This is a genomic window from Bradyrhizobium sp. 157, from assembly GCF_023073815.1.
GTDB lineage: Bacteria > Pseudomonadota > Alphaproteobacteria > Rhizobiales > Xanthobacteraceae > Bradyrhizobium.
This window is the reverse complement of the sequence record NZ_JADPKF010000120.1, coordinates 381,148-396,586: the sequence shown is the minus strand read 5'-3', so window position 1 is coordinate 396,586 and position 15,439 is coordinate 381,148. Positions and strand designations below refer to the sequence as shown.

Genomic DNA, 15,439 nt, shown 5'->3' with positions numbered 1-15,439 from the left:
CTTCCTGACTACACTTGCGGTACTGCAAAGCTAATTGACATTGGCGGTGCATTGCCGAGGTGCAAGGGTTCGGTCTGTGGCCAGCGCTGCAGCGCTGGCGGTTGAGCGGGCAAGCAATCGCTCTACCCGGCCTTATCACGCGACCGCTCGCGTAAATCGCTTACGGTATTCGGCAGGGGTGACCCCAACGTGACGTGCAAAAGCACGCCTCAATGTATCAACGTCGGCAAAGCCGCATTGTATCGCTACCTGTTTTGGGGCCTCACGGCCAAACTCAAGTAAACGTCTGGCGGCGTTGACACGGACCTCCTCGACCCAGGTTGCAGGCGTAATTCCGACTTCGCTGCGAAACAGCCGAGCAAAATGTCGGGAGCTGAGCCCCATGCGCTTCGCCAAGCTGGCGACGCTGTGATCCAGTGCTGGATTGGCGGCGATCCAGCGCTGCAACTCCTGCAGTGCCGAGCGACCAGCCGGCACCGCTTCGCCCTTACGGCTGAATTGCATCTGGCCTCCTGGCCGCTTGAAAAACATCACGAGCTGGCTAGCGATTCGCATGGCGATCTCGCGTCCGATATCCTCCTCCACAAGGCTGAGCGCCAGATCGAGGCCCGCAGTGACGCCGGCCGCGGTTCTGAGGCGGCCGTCAGCGACGTGAATCGCGTCATGATCTACGATGACAGAGGGGAATTTCTCGGCCAGCACGTCAGCTACCGCCCAGTGCGTGGTGACCCGCCGGCCATGGAGCAAGCCAGCGGCCGCGAGGTAAAACGCGCCGCTGCATACCGACCCGAAGCGTCGTGCCGCGGGTGCCCGGCGACGAAGCCACTCGACCACAACGCCATCTGCCGGCGCCTCGGCGGCGTTTGGGCATCCCGCGACAAGCAGCGTGTCGATCGATTCATTGAAGTCGCGGTCAATGACCCTGTCGGGCATCAGTTGCACACCCGACGAGCTACGAATTGGGCCCGGATCTCCTGCTGCTACGAACAGCCGGTACGCCGCACGACCGGCCTGAGCGTTTGCTTCGGCGAAAACGTCCAGCGGCCCGGCGACGTCGAGGAGCTGCACGCCGGGCAGGGCTAGGATCACAACAGTCTTCGATTTCACTTTCATGGCGGTGTCCGCCTTTGCCTGCATTTGTCCGTTTTTGACGTATCACGTCAATTGCAGACAAACTAGCGCGGTCCTATCGTTTCGGCGAGTGAAAAGTGCAGGAGAAGGCAGTGACATTTATCGTCGAAGATGCCGCCATTCCGGATAGCAAGTTGGCGCGCGCCATCACCGAATATATCCGCGACACCGAGACGGAATTGCTCTTCAACCACTCTAGCCGCGTCTATCATTTCGGTGCGCTGGCCGGAGTTCATCGCGGGCTCAAATTCGATCGCGAGCTGCTCTACGCCGGTGCGATGTTTCACGACATCGGCCTGATGCCCAGCCACAGCAGCAAAGACGAGCGCTTCGAAGTCGACGGCGCCCATGCCGCGCGCAATTTCTTGCGCAGTCACGGCATCTGCGAAAAGGATGCCTACACGGTCTGGACCGCAATAGCGCTTCACACCACGCCGGGCGTGCCGCAGCATATGCATCCGGTCGTCGCCTTAGTCACCGCAGGCGTCGAAATGGATGTGCTGGGGCTCACGTTCCAAGAATATTCCGAGCAGGAACGCGAAGCCGTCGTGAAAGCGTTCCCACGTACGCCGCACTTCAAGGAAGACATCATCCAGGCGTTCTACGACGGCATCAAGCATAAGCCGGAGACGACCTTCGGAAATGTCAAAGCCGACGTGATCGTCGACAAGGAGCCAGGTTTCCAGCGCGGCAACTTCTGCAGCGTGATCCGCTGCTCGCATTGGCACGGCTGAGCGCATCTTACTCCATTGTGCTCCCAGCCATTCAACAAAGGAATAGTCTTATGACCAACAAGCCACCACATCTGACCCATGCCACCGGCGCTCCGGTCACCGACAATCTCAATATCCTGACTGCTGGCCCTCGCGGACCGGCCCTCCTGCAGGACATCTGGTTGATCGAGAAGCTTGCTCATTTTGACCGCGAAGTGATTCCGGAGCGGCATGCACGCCAAGGGCTCTGGCGCGTTCGGTACCTTCACGGTAACTCACGATATCAGCCGGTACACCAAGGCGAGGATATTCTCACAGATCGGCAAGCAGACGCCGATGTTTGCGCGGTTCTCGACCGTCGCCGGCGAGCGCGGCGCAGCTGATGCCGAGCGCGACATTCGGGGATTCGCTCTCAAGTTCTACACCGAGGAAGGCAACTGGGACGTGGTCGGTAATAATACCCCAGTCTTCTTCTTCCGGGACCCGCTGCGCTTCCCCGATCTGAACCACGCAATCAAGCGCGACCCGCGCACCGGTGTGCGTAGCGCCGACAACAACTGGGATTTCTGGACTTTGTTGCCGGAAGCTCTGCATCAGGTCACGATCGTCATGAGCGAACGTGGGATCCCGCGCAGCTACCGCCACATGCACGGATTTGGAAGCCACGCTTATAGCTTCATCGACGCTGCCAATGAACGGACCTGGGTGAAGTTCCACTTCCGTACCCAACAGGGCATCGAGAATCTAACCGACACCGAAGCGGAAGCTTTGGTCGGCAAGGATCGCGAGAGCCATCAGCGCGATCTGTTTGAAAGCATCGAGCGTGGGGACTTCCCGCGCTGGACAATGTTCGTGCAGGTAATGACGGACGAGCAGGCCAAGGCCTCCCGCTTCAATCCGTTCGACTTGACGAAGGTCTGGCCGAAGGCGAATTTCCCGCTAAACGAGGTCGGCAATTTCGAGCTGAATCGTAATCCGGAGAACGTCTTCGCCGAAGTCGAGCAGGCCGCGTTCTCGCCCGCCAACGTCGTTCCGGGCATCAGCTTTTCGCCTGACAGGATGCTCCAAGCGCGCCTATTCTCATATGGAGACGCCCAGCGCTATCGGCTTGGCGTCAACTTCAACCACATCCCGGTCAACGCGCCGAAATGCCCGTATCACAGCTATCACCGCGACGGGGCGATGCGGACGGACGGTAATCTCGGTCGGACGCCGACGTATTACCCAAACAGTCACGACGAGTGGACTGACCAGCCCGCGCTCAACGAGCCGCCGCTCGAGATCGACGGGGCGGCCGCGCACTGGGATCATCGCGTTGATGACGACCACTATCAGCAGGCGGGCGATTTGTTCCGCAAAATGAATGCGGCCCAGCGCCAGGCATTATTCGACAACACGGCGCGTGCCCTGGGCAGCGCCGCGATCCATATCCAGGAGCGGCATATCGTCAGCTGTACCAAGGCCGACACGGCTTACGGCGCCGGCGTTCGCGAAGCCCTCTCGCGCCTCGCAGCGGTCCGGCCGGCGAAGAGCAGCCTCGCGGCGGAATGACAGAAATCGACAGACGCTGCGCCGGGGATAACCGGCGCAGGAGACGATTGTCACTAGCCTCCCGGCACGTTGCTCCTATCGCAAGCGTTCAATGTCGTCGGCCGATCCGCCAATGGGCCGACGTTCAGAGGTGGACTAGGCCCTGGCGTCCAGCAGGAGAGCAGGGGAGAGGGTCTGCCTCCGAAGCTTCCGCGTACCTTCTCGCTCGTTCGGGATAGATCTCTAACCATTGACTCGCGCTTCGAGGCAACTTTCGGAAATTCGAAGTACGGTTGTTAGTTCCCAGTACTCATCGAGTCGCGCCTCTAGTTTACGTTGGAACTAGCTATGGCTGCCGTGGTTTTCTCAACGTGCGGAAGAAAGATAATGCAGCACATTCCAAGCCTGATCAGAGAGGCCGGTTCACTTTCACCGCGATAACGAGAGCGCAATGGCCAACCGGCGCAGTATCTTGAAGGCAGGAGCGGTACTGGCGGTCAGCATTGCAGGCAGGACCGAAGCCAGCCCGATGAAACACGTATTGATGCTTGGCGATTCCATTTTTGACAACGGTGCTTATGTGGGCGGAGCGCCGGACGTCCGAGCTCAGCTTCAATCGCTGATGCCCATGATAGAGATCAGCTTCCTTGCGAGAGATGGCGCCGTTATATCCGATATTCATGCCCAGCTTGGTCGGGCACCGCAGGCCGCCACTCACGTCGTGGTGAGTATTGGAGGAAACGACGCGCTCATAGACTCTGGAGTACTGGAAGAAAGAGTTTCCGATGTCTCGGGTGCACTGGAGAAGCTACGGCTCATAGCCGAAGGCTTCCGCCAAAATTATGCTTCGATGATGAAACTTCTCTCCGGACAAAATGCTCCCATCGCGGTCTGTACCATTTACGAGCCCCGCTTCCCCGACCCGGCGCGGCGGCGATCGGCTGCGACCGCACTCAGCATACTAAACGATGTGATCACAAGGGAGGCGTTTTCGGCGGGCGCATCTCTGATCGACCTACGGCTCGTTTGCAGCGAGGACAGCGATTTCACGAACGCTATAGAGCCCTCGACGACGGGTGGCCTCAAGATCGCGCGGACGATTGCCAGGTTCGTGGGCGGACAGAAGCCAAGCGCCGACGTTTTCGCAGACCCGTAAGCACAGGTAAGATGACCCCATTATGCACCAGCCGCCTCGTTGAGCTGGAGGTCGGGCAACCAGGGATGCTGACGCGGTGCTCAGGATTGGAGTCATTTCGGATACCCATGGACTCCTACGCCCGCAGATCGAGCAACGTCTCGCCGGCGTGGCACATATCGTCCATGCTGGTGATATCGGTCGATCAGATGTCATCGCCGGCCTCAGGCGGATTGCGCCCGTCACTGCGATCAGAGGGAATGTCGACACCGGTCCCTGGGCGAAGCATTATGCGGACACCCAAACGGTAAGACTCGGCGGGCATTCCATCTACGTCCTGCACGACATCCATGAACTGCAGTTCGATCCGATGTTGTGTGGGATCGACGTCGTCATTTCCGGCCACTCGCATCGTCCGCGGATCGAGACTGTTGGTGGGGTGCTCTATCTCAACCCAGGCAGCGCTGGACCACGACGTTTCAACTTGCCTGTCACCCTGGCGACATTGGATCTAACGGCAAGCGGCCCCGGACCACTAATTCACGATATCGTTGGTGCCAGCTGACCGGCAAGGCTTCTTCGGTTGAACGTCATGTCTGAGCAGATATGGTGCACAAGGACCGCACGGCAGCTTATCTTGAGACAGCCAGAACTCATGCGATCCTGAGCGTGCTGTGTCGGCATCAAGGCCAATCTTCTTTAGCGCTTCCCTGGCTCGAACTCTCGAAAAGCTGGAAAAAGTCGGCCTATTAAGCCGATCAAGAACGATAGACCCCGTATTCAAAAACCGCGAGTTGGATAAAACCGTACTGGTCGGTTTGAGCGGCACCAATTTAACCATCAAGCGGCGCCGCAATCGGGTTTGGCGTGGCAAAGACGCCGTGCGGAGGCGGTTCATGCACCTGCCACCCAAGCCCATTCAATTAACTCTGACCCGCTTTAAAAGATGCATTTGTGAATTGGTCGCCTGCGAGCCGCGGGCGTCCGTGCGCCCGGTATGGAGAGCGCGATACGGCGCACGCGCGAAGGCAATCCTGAGGGCGAGTTCGGCCTTCCGAACCTCTTTGCGAAGCTGCTGAATCTCGAGATAAGTTTTTGCAATATCGACGGACATAAATGTGATCTCAATCGAGCGAGCCGAATTAAACCACGAACTATATATCACTTGTTCGGGTCACAACGTAAAGATGAAACCGGCAATGGCGTACGAGTGCTATGCCATACAAATGGGCTTGCCTAGTGTCGGCGATTTTCGCGGCGGTGCATAACCGGTGGACGGCTCGACTTTTGCGGGTTGCCGCTGGATTACCGCAGGACGCCCTGTTTTACCGCAAAGGCAAAACGATCGACGAATGTCTCGAGGCCATCTCGTTGATATCCCTCGAGATTCTCGGCCGCCGAGCGAAGGGAGGGGTGCGGCCGCTGCTCAATCGCATCCAGATCCGCGGAAACCGCCTCAAGGGCGTATCGCAATCGTCGCAAATCGGAACTGAGCTTCGTATCCACGGCCGCCAACGTTGGAACTAAAATTAACCAATTAAATTTTAAAGCTATAATACAATATTGCGGCGGTCAACGCCGAGGGAAGACACTCAGCGATTTTAGGGGCTTACCCCCGTAAGATCCCGGCTTGCATTATTTGATCTGAGTGCTGTCGCTCCGGTTTTGGCACGAAGGCGGGCAGACGCGACCCGCGTCACACGATGAAATTGGAAAATTTAAACGTCGGTCATCGGCAATTTCGCCGGCGCAGGCCTTGGTGGTCGGCGCGGCCGACCCAAGCCCGCTTCAGTGTACTCATCTGTGGACGCCCCGCGAGATGCAAGCGATTTGTGAAGCGCATTGGCGCGTAGTCGGATGCTGCCATCTGTCCGGCCTCTGATGCAGCGATGGAGCTGCGGGCCCGTATGGGAGTTCGCAGACCGGAACCAAATCATAAACGCGTGCTCTGTAGGCACGATGAGTACACCTGGTTCTTCCGGCCTCGTCTCGCCGACTGTTGCGCCATACCCTCCTTAGACCGACTACATCTCCGACGACCTCAGGTCCGCTGGGCTTACGCCCTGGCTGCGACCGGAGCTCTGTAGTTTTCCTGCTTTACGAGTAGCGCCCAGACGATCCGCGCCATCTTGTTGCGAGCGCGACCGTTACCAGCATGCGCGGCTTGCGAGTCAGCATCTGTTCGAGCCAAGAACCCTTTGGCGCGCCGCGTTTGCTCGCCTGTTGCACGACGGCGCTGCTGCCGATGATGAGGAGGCGCCTAAGCGTGCGTTCGCCCATTTTGGATGTCGCGCCGAGCTTCTGCTTGCCGCCCGTCGATCTTTGAAGAGGCGTCAGACCGATCAGGTCGGCAAGCCTTGCCACATGCGAGGGCCCCTTGGGTGCGATCCAACCATATTCCGTGAGATGTCCCCGGATCGCGTTGATGAGCTGCGTTCGCTGCCGCACTAACAGGTCACGGGTCCGAAACACCAGACCCGCCGCCTGTTGCTGTTCGCTCTTCACGGCCACGAACCGCATGCTCGGCCGCTGCGCTGCTTCGCAAATCGCCTCGGCATCGATCGCGTCGTTCTTCTGCCGCTTCACGAACGGTTTTACATAGGCGGGCGGGATCAGCCGAACTTCATGGCCAAGCTGGGTGAGCTGACGGGCCCAGTGATGTGCTCCACCACAGGCCTCCAGCGCAACGGTACAACTCGGCTCAGTTGCAAAGAAATCCAGCAGCTTTCCTCGGCTAATCCGCTTGCTGAACATCGCTCGACCTCGCTCATCGGCTCCGTGAACGTGAAAAACGTGCTTGGCGATATCCAGACCGATTATGATAACCTCTGACACGGACGCCTCCCTTTAAGTGGTGCTCAACATCTCCACTTTGGCACATCGATGCCGTCGGCGGGGGCGTCCACCCCATCATAGGCTCGATAACGGGACGTACCGAGGTTGAATGCCCACTTTGATCTTAAAGCGACGTACTTGCTGCGCGGAAGATCCGGCGCGGTATAAAAAAAGAAGCCGCCTTGCGGCGGCTTCTCAATCCAATCGGAGCGCTGATCAGGCCACGAACGTTGCGCCGTTGCGACGGCGATAAGCTATAAAACCCACACCAGCGAAGCCAAGGATCAGCATCGCCCAGATCGAAGGTTCGGGAACGGGTGTCACCACGTCGAGCGATACGTTGTCGAAGTACTGCGAGGTAACGCCACCACCGGGTGCGAAGATACGCGTGGCCTGGAGCTGGAGGGTATGCTGGCCCGCTGTAAGGTTGGTGGTGAATTCCAGCGTGTTGCGCAGTGTGGTCGACGTGCCGGGGCCGACGAAGTCAAAGCTATCCAACACGACTCCATCGAGCAGGACGCTCACAAGGCCGAACGCCGTGAGGCCATTCACGCGGGTAAATGCCGCAATATCGGCCGAGAATGTCGCCACACCGCCCGTCGTCGTGAACGTCTGCGACACGCCACCACCTTCGCCGGGCGCGGAATTGTACGGAGGATTGATCTTGCCTGCGTTCAGGAACAACGCGTCCGAGACGCCAGAACCTGTCACGTTGAAAGACACGACCGAGGCGTTCTGCGGCTGCGGAGCACCTGGCAAGCTCGGGGTCGCCGCGATCGTGCCGTTTGCGGTAGTGTACGAGGTCCAGCCCGTCAGACCCGATTGAAAGTCCCCGTTCGTGATCACCTCGACAGCCTTGGCTGGCACAGCGGACACAACAAGAAGAACAGCGCAAGACAGTTTAGCGATAGTCCGAACCATTTAGTTATGCTCCGTTGAGAATCCGCGGCGGACGCTGAATGGTCCCTCCGCTACGGCTCAGCAGATGACTGCATCCCAAGGCTGGACCAAGTTCTTATTTAAAGTTTACCAGCCCCCAACATCATCTAATGCTGTAGTATGACACGTTAATGATATTTTTAATCCCGCTTTGATCGCTTTGCCTCAAGCAACAATTGCGCAGTTCGCATGGCGGTGTTTCTTTCGCTCTCATCCATCGCATTCGTTGCGATGTTAGATGTCAAAAAAACCTCACGAGGCGCGGTTCCAATTTAAATTCTGGCTGCCGAGATTACGCGGTGAGGGCGCTTCCATCGCACGGCGATACACGATGAAGCTGACGTCGGTGATCGCGAAGTGCTGATCCAACCTCGATTGCTTGGAAGGCGATGCTGACCGTAAAGAGTTTGGCTTGGACTCTTCGTCCGCTACTTTTCTCGACCCTCACACCGCCAACGCCGTAGCAACTCGCGTGATTACAGGGGGCGCCTGATGCAAAGGCAATTTGCGTACCGGGCTTGTTACCGCCGCCAACTAACCGCCGGATCAGCTTATCATTCGCGATCCGCTTGAGTGGCAAATCACCCCCGCGCGATCAGGCATAGCGCTCGAGATCCCGTCGGCGGCGTTGCTGTCAGGTCGATGGCGGCTTTTCGTCCGCGCCGGCAGCGACCGGCCCCGGAGCAGACATCGCCGCAGCCTTCAGGCGGGTCGGATCACGCTCGCCGTCGCCGGCCACCTTCAAGATCGTTGCAGCGAGTGATCGAAGCTGCTGGTCCGATACCGGTTCAGGCAAGGAAGCTTCGGCATCTTCCAAGGCCTTTGACATCAGCTCGATCGTTTGCGGACCAAAGGAGGGGCCGCCAAATTTGCCATGGTCCAGCTCCTCGATAATCCGGCGGGCCTTTCCGCGCTGCTCGGCTTCCTCAGCCTGGAGATTCGTCGCGGCATTCTGCGAAGCTTCGCGCTTCGCATCGGACACAGAACTCCCGCCTGGGTGCATGATCTTTTCAGGCACAAACAGTTCAAGAGCAAATTTCAAGGTGTCTCGAAATCTCATCTTGCTTCGGCCCTGTCGTCACCTCGGCATATGCTTGGCAAATCTATACGGTTGCGCGGTCGTTGCTATTCCAGAAAATCCGAATCATCTGGGAATCCAGCCTTTCGTATTTTCGAAAAAATGCAACGTTGTTGATCGGGCAGCGGTTCGGTAGGCTGTACAAAACTCCCTTTCCATCGTTGGTCTGGCGGTCGGCCGGTTCAGCGAACAGCGTGGCGAAACCGGTACGCCCAAGGAGACTAGATATGGCGCGAGCTTTCAAGGTTCGTTCCGCAGAGCGCGATGCTCAGACCGACAACGAACGGCTTGGTTCAATTTCGGCCGCCATCGAGGCCGCGGTCGCTTCCATCCAGAAGGAGCGGGACGCGCTACGTGCGCGCGTCGATGCGGCGCGCGATCAGGCAGCCTTTGCCACGGGCACTGATTACGATGAATATCTGACGCGGGACGCCAAGGACGCGGCCAGGATCAAGGAATACGAACAGCAAATGGCTAGCGGCGAAAAACGCACGCAGGAGCTCGAACGTCAGCTTGGCGGCCTGGGTGCCGTTCAGGAAGTCTTCAGCCGGTATTTCGCTGACAAGGTGCGTTAAATCGCACCGCAGAAATCGTGGATAGTCCCCGTTTAAATCGCATTTCCGGGATTATACCCGCTCTGAGTGCCGAATATTGAGCCAGGATCGCAAGTGCAAATAAGCCGGCCGGCTCGTCAGCCCCAGAAAATACCCCACCTGAACGGTGATGATGGGGAGCGCCACGACGGCTAAACCGTCCAGCAAACCCTGGCCGTTGGCCCAGGCCGAAACGATGTAAGCGCCGGCGCCCAATACAGACAGCGGAAGCAGCGCTAAAATATTAAAATGGAGGCCCACATATATGCCGGCACCGCAGGCGAGAATGGGCAGCATATGTTAACTCGCTCCAGGATGCGATTAAAGCGGATTCAAACCGATTAAATATTGCGTCGCACTCCCACCGAGTGTATGGTCGCGGTATTAACGAAGAGTTACTTAGGCCTTTTAAGGTCTGTCGGATTTATGGTCCGTGGCCAATAATCGGACAGTTGGCACCAGTAATACTGCGCGGGCATTTTTCTCATGTCGATTGGAGCGGATATTGGCAACAAGGTAGGCCAACTCGACCAATCCGCTGGCGGTCCTCCCGCTCGTTTCTCCAGCAATGCCGTCCCTTATCTCTTGTCGACCGCAGATGCGTTCGTGATCCTGCTGTCCAGCGTGGCAGGCGGCATCGGCTATCAGTTGACCGTCGGCAACTCGGTGCCGAACATTCTCCCGCATTGCGCAGTGGGGTTGTTGGCGAGCTTCATTCACATCCTGCGCATGAGCGGCAGCGGCTATTACGATTTTCCGGACAGCGCTAAACCGCGCGTCGAGATCGGCGAAATACTGATCTGCTGGTTCACGACAGGGTTGCTGCTCGCTTTCTTTGCGTTTCTGCTCAAGATCGGCGTCGATTATTCGCGCGGCGCCTTTGTAGTGTTTTATTTTGTCGCGCCCGCAGGATTACTCGCCGTCAGGAAGGGTACCAAATTGGCCCTGGCGGCGGCCGTTTCGCGCGGCGTGATCGGCCGGCGGGATATCGTGCTGATCGGCGATTTCCACGAGATCGCCGCGTTGGAGCCGCGCGATCTCCTGGTTTTCTTCGGCACTTCCGAAGTCAGCCGCTTCACGCTCAGTTCCGAAGACGATCTCGCGAAGCGCGCCTCGACCGACCTCAATGTCATCAACGCCGCCGCAAACTTCGTCAGGCGCAACAATTGCCGGGAAGTCATGCTTGCGATGCCCTGGGAGGAAGCGGGCCGGCTTGAGTTCATCCGCGAGCACATCAAGACGCTTCCGGTTGCAGTGCGGCTCTTGCCGGATATGCGGGTTAGAACGTTGACGAATTATGCGTCATCGGCGCGCCAGCGCGTCCTGGCCATCGAGATTCAGCGCGCGCCGCTCAGTGCCGCGGAACGGTTCGTCAAGCGCGTGATGGACATTGTCATCGCGGCGCTGGCGCTGGTGTTCTTCCTGCCCATCATGGCGCTCACAGCTATCGCCATCAAGCTGGACAGTCCCGGGCCGGTTATTTTCCGGCAGTTCCGCAAGGGGTTTAATGGCAAGCAATTTATGATGTTCAAATTCCGCACCATGACGGTGCAGGAAAACGGACCCGCTGTTGTGCAGGCCACCCGCGACGATCCCCGGGTGACGTCCATCGGCCGGCTGTTGCGATCGGCAAGCATCGATGAACTGCCGCAGCTATTGAACGTCCTTAAGGGAGACATGTCCCTGATCGGTCCGCGTCCTCACGCGCTGGCCCATGACAATTATTTCGAGACGGTATTGAGCGAGTATGCGTTCCGGCATCACGTCAAGCCCGGCATGACCGGATGGGCGCAATGTAACGGCGCGCGCGGGGGCACACCTACGATCGAGCACATTTCAGAACGCGTAAAGCTCGACCTCTGGTACATCAACAACTGGAGCCTATGGCTGGACATCCAGATACTGATCAAGACCTTTTTCGAGGTATTGCGTAAGCGTAACGCTTACTGATTGCCAACAAATGAGGGAATCTTCGTGGCGCGATGAACCATAGGTTGCGGGCGCCCTGGCAGGGAACTCGCCGTCGGCGGCTCAGTGACACCCAGTGGTCCCGTGCCATGCCAGTGAGTCTCCCAGGCCTTCTCACGATTTGGTGAGCATATGGACGGTTTGATGCTTTGCAAACCGCATTCTGCGCCGATTTGTCCCCCAAATTTACAATTTTACTGGAAAGGGCCGGCGCCGGACTTATAGTTTGTTACGAATCGTGATGGTCGCGGGTGGGATGAACAAGAAGCCAAATTTCGATGGAATGTCGGTAGACGAGTTATGGCAGCTCCATGAGGAGCTCAGTCAGGTGCTCTCGGTTCGATTGACGTCAGAAAAGCGCGAGCTCGAGAAGCGGTTGGCGCAACTTCGGCGTGAGAAGGAAATGCGGCAAACCGAAGCTGCGGACCCGCAAAGGGCGCCGCGCGAGCGCCGCAAGTATCCGCGCGTATTCCCAAAATATCGAAATCCCGAGGAGCCTTCCGAAACCTGGTCGGGTCGCGGCAAGCAGCCTCGCTGGCTGACGGCCGCGCTGAAGACCGGTCACAAGATCGAGGAGTTCGTGATTGGCAAGCCGGAAGCCGGCGGCGAAAGTCCTCGCCGCCGCCGCGCATAGCCGTCTTTTGATGGCTGCGAGGCTGGTCTCATCGGAGGTCCTCATGAAGCTCGCGCTCTCTGCCGCACTGTCCCTGCTGCTGATCGGAACTGCCGCGGCAGGTCAAAGCAACGTCTCGATCGGCAAACTGCGCCTGGCCGATGCCGCCACCGACGCCTGCTTAGCCAATTGCGCAAGCCAGAACGACGCCTGCAAGCGCGTATGCCCGACCACGCTTGGCGCACCCTGCCAGAGCGCATGTGACAGCCAGGCCCAAACCTGCCGGCAAGGCTGCCGGAATAGATAGCTGACCCGTCGCGACGCTCTCGATCGGGCGGAAGGCCCTCGCGACTAATTCGCGGCCTGCGTGTAGAACTCAGCTTCGGCGTCCCAGGCCGCCGCTTCGCTCCAGCCCAATCCAGCCCCGTCAACCCGATCCGTGTTGATCCGGACCATCGGCTCGGTGAACTCCTGCTGCTGCAGCAACGTGACGGGGCAGGCAACCCCAAGGCGGGATGACATTTCAGCGGCGAAACGTTGAGCAAAGGCGCCCTGGCTCTCGACATAGAAGCTCGGATTGAACTTCGTTATGCCCGGATGCTGTGGCACGCCCTCGGCAAACGTCGCGTAGGCTTTCGCCAGCAAATCAACATGAATGTTGTCCCGCACGTATAGCGGTGTGCGTACTGTCGGCACTTCGCCCTTGAACCAGGACCGTATCAAATAGCTGCAGAACCGCGGCTCCTCGAACGGTCCAAAGGGATTCGCGATCACGAACTTCCCGAGGTTGAACTGCAGGGTTTCGCTCAGAAAGCGATAATATTGCCAGGTGAGGCCCTTCGACAGTCCGTAGGGTGAAAAAGCTCTGAGCGGTGCATCGCCTGCACCTTCGTCCTGCTCGAATACCGAGCCGGTGAGTACCACGCCCGTTGGCCCGCGATCCATCATCTTCTTCAGGGCCGCGCCAAGGTTTTTCGTATTGTCGGTGACGGCGCCAATGACATCGAAGTCCGGGTTGCGATAGTCACCGGTTTGGGCCGCATGCTGGCACAACAGATCCCACGAGCCGGTGCCTGCGAGATCGAGAAAGCGATCCGAGCCAAACGGGCAGTCTTCGACGACTTCGGCAACGCGGCGAAGCTCGGCCACGCGACTGCCGCGCAGGCCCGAATAATCGCTGCCCCTGAGGGGAGCAACGACGGTATGGCCCCTCGCGGCAAGGCTGCGCGCAAACCACAGACCGGTAAACGAGCTGCCTCCGGTCAGAAGGATTCTCACGTCAGACCTCGCAAGGATTCGATGCCGTGGAATACCGGGTCGAAGTCCGGCCAGCTCTGATCTTTAGGCGAAACCTCCGCGGGCTGGCGCGGCCACTCGATCCCGAATCGCGGATCGTCGAAGCGCAAGCCGCGTTCCTGCTCGGGAGCGTAGAATGCATTCACCAGATAGAACGCTTCCGTGTCGTCCGTCAGCGTCATGATGCCGTGCGCAAACCCCTGCGGAACGAAAATCATCGTTCGATTTTCTGCGGTGAGTTCAACGCCGAACCACTTGCCGAAGGTCGGAGAGTCCGGCCGCAGATCGACAATGGCGTCGTAGAGGGCGCCGCGGATACAGCGCACCACCTTGATTTCTGCGGCCGGCGCCAGTTGATAATGCATCCCGCGCAGGGTGCCGGCTTTCGCACTGAGTGAGTTGTTGATCTGAACGATCGACATCGGCACGCCGGCCGCTTCGAACTCCTTCTGGCAAAAGAACCGCGCGAAAAACCCCCGGTCGTCACCGCGCTTTTCGAGTTCGATCGTGTAGGCGCCATGAAGCGGCGTAGGGTGAAACTTCACGATTGTCAGCCTTTCAGATTATTGCCAGCGGAGGTCGGCAGACAGGCGGCCCACCGCAATGTGGTCCTTGAGGGTCTTGAGCCGCATCAAGGAGGACGAGCGAAACTCCTTGTCCGAGAATCCCATTCCATTCAGCCCTGCATAGAGGTTCCGCACCGATTGAGCGAGCGGCACCGCCGGGAGATGCGCAGGAGCCAGTTCGGCAAACAGCGAAAAATCAACCTGATAGGAGCGCAGGTCCGGCGGCGCCGCCGTGTTGATGCTTACCCTTGTTCCGGGCATTTCAGCAGCCACCACGTCGGCCAAATCGCGCACCTGATAATTTCCGGCGTTACTGCCGGCATTGACCACGAGAACCCGCCCGCCTCGGTCGGTATCGCGCCCGATGGCCCATTCAATGGCGCGTGCCATATCGGAGACGTCGATCAGCGGCCGCCACGGCGTTCCGTCGCTGAGCACGGTGATCTCGCCGGTGGCGAGCGCGCTAGCGACAAAATCGTTCAAGACGAGGTCGAGCCGCAGGCGATCCGACATGCCGCAAGCGGTCGCGAACCTCAGGCAGGTGACCGTCATGTTGCCCGCGTTGCTCGAGCGAAGCGCGTTTTCCATTGCGACCTTGGACCGCGCATAGGCGGTGAGGGGATTGAGCGAGTCGCTTTCGCGTTTGGGGCGGCCTTCAGCGGCGCCGTAGATGCTGCAGCTCGAGGCGAACACGAAGCGGCCGACGCCCCGCTGCTCGGCCATCTGCGCAAGCGCTACGCTGGCCTTTTCATTAATCGCTTCGGTGACGCCTTCGAATTCCTTCCCCATCGGATCGTTGGAAATCGCAGCCAGATGGACGACGACATCGACGCCATCGAGCAACTCCGGGGGAAAGCTTCTGATATCGCCGAAATGCACGCGATCCAGCAGCGACTCGGGCAATCGGGTCGCTCCGGTAAGATTGTGGGCAAAGAATGCGGTGTCGAAGCCGATCAATTCGGCGTCTGGAAATTTGTGCCGGAGGTGACGCGTAAGAATGGGACCGACATAACCCATCGAACCGGTAATAAGAATACGCATG

16 protein-coding genes and 2 pseudogenes are annotated in these 15,439 nt (G+C 58.8%); 9 read left to right on the top strand and 9 right to left on the bottom strand.

From position 1 onward, the window contains the following. Window positions 1–135 precede the first annotated feature (135 nt). Complete coding sequence (locus IVA95_RS37545) at window positions 136–1,113, bottom strand: GlxA family transcriptional regulator (RefSeq protein WP_247515102.1); 978 nt, start codon at window positions 1,111–1,113, stop codon at window positions 136–138. Between the two features lie 110 nt (window positions 1,114–1,223). On the opposite strand from IVA95_RS37545, the gene IVA95_RS37540 reads away from it, so the two are divergent. From IVA95_RS37540 to IVA95_RS37525, 4 genes and pseudogenes are all read left to right on the top strand, one after another. Beyond that, a complete protein-coding gene (locus IVA95_RS37540) occupies window positions 1,224–1,865 on the top strand; it encodes an HD domain-containing protein (RefSeq protein ID WP_247515101.1) in 642 nt (213 codons plus the stop codon). 50 nt (window positions 1,866–1,915) lie between these two features. Next, window positions 1,916–3,395 (top strand): annotated as a pseudogene (locus IVA95_RS37535) (catalase). 430 nt (window positions 3,396–3,825) lie between these two features. Beyond that, window positions 3,826–4,530, top strand: coding sequence for an SGNH/GDSL hydrolase family protein (locus IVA95_RS37530; protein WP_247515100.1), 705 nt, complete (start codon window positions 3,826–3,828; stop codon window positions 4,528–4,530). A 76-nt stretch (window positions 4,531–4,606) separates the two neighbouring features. Further along, window positions 4,607–5,074 (top strand): metallophosphoesterase family protein, encoded by a 468-nt coding sequence (locus tag IVA95_RS37525; protein WP_247515099.1) that lies wholly within the window; start codon window positions 4,607–4,609, stop codon window positions 5,072–5,074. A gap of 354 nt (window positions 5,075–5,428) precedes the next feature. Here the strand turns inward: IVA95_RS37525 and IVA95_RS37520 are convergent, their stop codons facing one another. Next, complete coding sequence (locus tag IVA95_RS37520) at window positions 5,429–5,623, bottom strand: hypothetical protein (RefSeq protein ID WP_247515098.1); 195 nt, start codon at window positions 5,621–5,623, stop codon at window positions 5,429–5,431. 125 nt (window positions 5,624–5,748) lie between these two features. Between IVA95_RS37520 and IVA95_RS37515 the strand changes: the two genes are divergently transcribed. Beyond that, complete coding sequence (locus tag IVA95_RS37515; protein ID WP_247515097.1) at window positions 5,749–6,036, top strand: hypothetical protein; 288 nt, start codon at window positions 5,749–5,751, stop codon at window positions 6,034–6,036. 529 nt (window positions 6,037–6,565) lie between these two features. Here the strand turns inward: IVA95_RS37515 and IVA95_RS37510 are convergent. From IVA95_RS37510 to IVA95_RS37500, 3 genes and pseudogenes are all read right to left on the bottom strand, one after another. Continuing rightward, a pseudogene (locus tag IVA95_RS37510) lies at window positions 6,566–7,344 on the bottom strand (IS110 family transposase). A 216-nt stretch (window positions 7,345–7,560) separates the two neighbouring features. Then, window positions 7,561–8,265: a PEP-CTERM sorting domain-containing protein gene (locus IVA95_RS37505; protein ID WP_247515096.1), complete on the bottom strand. Its 705-nt coding sequence runs from the start codon at window positions 8,263–8,265 to the stop codon at window positions 7,561–7,563. Window positions 8,266–8,917: 652 nt separating this feature from the next. After that, window positions 8,918–9,265 carry a hypothetical protein gene (locus tag IVA95_RS37500; protein ID WP_247515095.1) on the bottom strand — a complete coding sequence of 116 codons (348 nt, stop codon included), beginning with the start codon at window positions 9,263–9,265 and terminating at the stop codon, window positions 8,918–8,920. 323 nt (window positions 9,266–9,588) lie between these two features. On the opposite strand from IVA95_RS37500, the gene IVA95_RS37495 reads away from it, so the two are divergent. Continuing rightward, window positions 9,589–9,936, top strand: coding sequence for a hypothetical protein (locus IVA95_RS37495; RefSeq protein ID WP_247515094.1), 348 nt, complete (start codon window positions 9,589–9,591; stop codon window positions 9,934–9,936). A 51-nt stretch (window positions 9,937–9,987) separates the two neighbouring features. Here the strand turns inward: IVA95_RS37495 and IVA95_RS37490 are convergent, their stop codons facing one another. Beyond that, window positions 9,988–10,251 (bottom strand): hypothetical protein, encoded by a 264-nt coding sequence (locus IVA95_RS37490; RefSeq protein ID WP_247515093.1) that lies wholly within the window; start codon window positions 10,249–10,251, stop codon window positions 9,988–9,990. 189 nt (window positions 10,252–10,440) lie between these two features. On the opposite strand from IVA95_RS37490, the gene IVA95_RS37485 reads away from it, so the two are divergent. The 3 genes from IVA95_RS37485 (at window position 10,441) to IVA95_RS37475 (ending at window position 12,842) form a co-directional block, all read left to right on the top strand. After that, window positions 10,441–11,904 carry an undecaprenyl-phosphate glucose phosphotransferase gene (locus IVA95_RS37485; protein ID WP_247515092.1) on the top strand — a complete coding sequence of 488 codons (1,464 nt, stop codon included), beginning with the start codon at window positions 10,441–10,443 and terminating at the stop codon, window positions 11,902–11,904. A gap of 274 nt (window positions 11,905–12,178) precedes the next feature. Continuing rightward, entirely contained in the window at window positions 12,179–12,556 is a 378-nt protein-coding gene (locus tag IVA95_RS37480; RefSeq protein ID WP_247515091.1) for an H-NS histone family protein, read from the top strand. Between the two features lie 43 nt (window positions 12,557–12,599). Continuing rightward, window positions 12,600–12,842: a hypothetical protein gene (locus IVA95_RS37475; RefSeq protein WP_247515090.1), complete on the top strand. Its 243-nt coding sequence runs from the start codon at window positions 12,600–12,602 to the stop codon at window positions 12,840–12,842. 44 nt (window positions 12,843–12,886) lie between these two features. On the opposite strand, the gene IVA95_RS37470 is transcribed toward IVA95_RS37475, so the two are convergent. From IVA95_RS37470 to IVA95_RS37460, 3 genes are read right to left on the bottom strand one after another with little or no spacing between them, the layout of a single operon-like run. Then, on the bottom strand, window positions 12,887–13,813 hold the full coding sequence (locus IVA95_RS37470; protein ID WP_247515089.1) for an NAD(P)-dependent oxidoreductase: 927 nt from the start codon (window positions 13,811–13,813) through the stop codon (window positions 12,887–12,889). Next, window positions 13,810–14,376 carry a dTDP-4-dehydrorhamnose 3,5-epimerase gene (gene rfbC / locus IVA95_RS37465; RefSeq protein ID WP_247515088.1) on the bottom strand — a complete coding sequence of 189 codons (567 nt, stop codon included), beginning with the start codon at window positions 14,374–14,376 and terminating at the stop codon, window positions 13,810–13,812. Before rfbC ends, IVA95_RS37470 begins: the two co-directional genes overlap by 4 nt. An 18-nt stretch (window positions 14,377–14,394) precedes the next feature. Beyond that, window positions 14,395–15,438 (bottom strand): SDR family oxidoreductase, encoded by a 1,044-nt coding sequence (locus tag IVA95_RS37460; RefSeq protein ID WP_247515087.1) that lies wholly within the window; start codon window positions 15,436–15,438, stop codon window positions 14,395–14,397. Window position 15,439: the final 1 nt, after the last annotated feature.

Excerpts from the sequence above, each read along its gene's own strand:
- IVA95_RS37530 (WP_247515100.1), top strand. The coding sequence starts at position 3,826 with ATGGCCAACCGGCGCAGTATCTTGAAGGCAGGAGCGGTACTGGCGGTC.
- IVA95_RS37520 (WP_247515098.1), bottom strand. The coding sequence starts at position 5,623 with ATGTCCGTCGATATTGCAAAAACTTATCTCGAGATTCAGCAGCTTCGC.
- IVA95_RS37480 (WP_247515091.1), top strand. The coding sequence starts at position 12,179 with ATGAACAAGAAGCCAAATTTCGATGGAATGTCGGTAGACGAGTTATGG.
- IVA95_RS37490 (WP_247515093.1), bottom strand. The coding sequence starts at position 10,251 with ATGCTGCCCATTCTCGCCTGCGGTGCCGGCATATATGTGGGCCTCCAT.
- IVA95_RS37505 (WP_247515096.1), bottom strand. The coding sequence starts at position 8,265 with ATGGTTCGGACTATCGCTAAACTGTCTTGCGCTGTTCTTCTTGTTGTG.
- IVA95_RS37485 (WP_247515092.1), top strand. The coding sequence starts at position 10,441 with ATGTCGATTGGAGCGGATATTGGCAACAAGGTAGGCCAACTCGACCAA.
- IVA95_RS37475 (WP_247515090.1), top strand. The coding sequence starts at position 12,600 with ATGAAGCTCGCGCTCTCTGCCGCACTGTCCCTGCTGCTGATCGGAACT.
- IVA95_RS37545 (WP_247515102.1), bottom strand. The coding sequence starts at position 1,113 with ATGAAAGTGAAATCGAAGACTGTTGTGATCCTAGCCCTGCCCGGCGTG.
- IVA95_RS37495 (WP_247515094.1), top strand. The coding sequence starts at position 9,589 with ATGGCGCGAGCTTTCAAGGTTCGTTCCGCAGAGCGCGATGCTCAGACC.
- IVA95_RS37460 (WP_247515087.1), bottom strand. The coding sequence starts at position 15,438 with ATGCGTATTCTTATTACCGGTTCGATGGGTTATGTCGGTCCCATTCTT.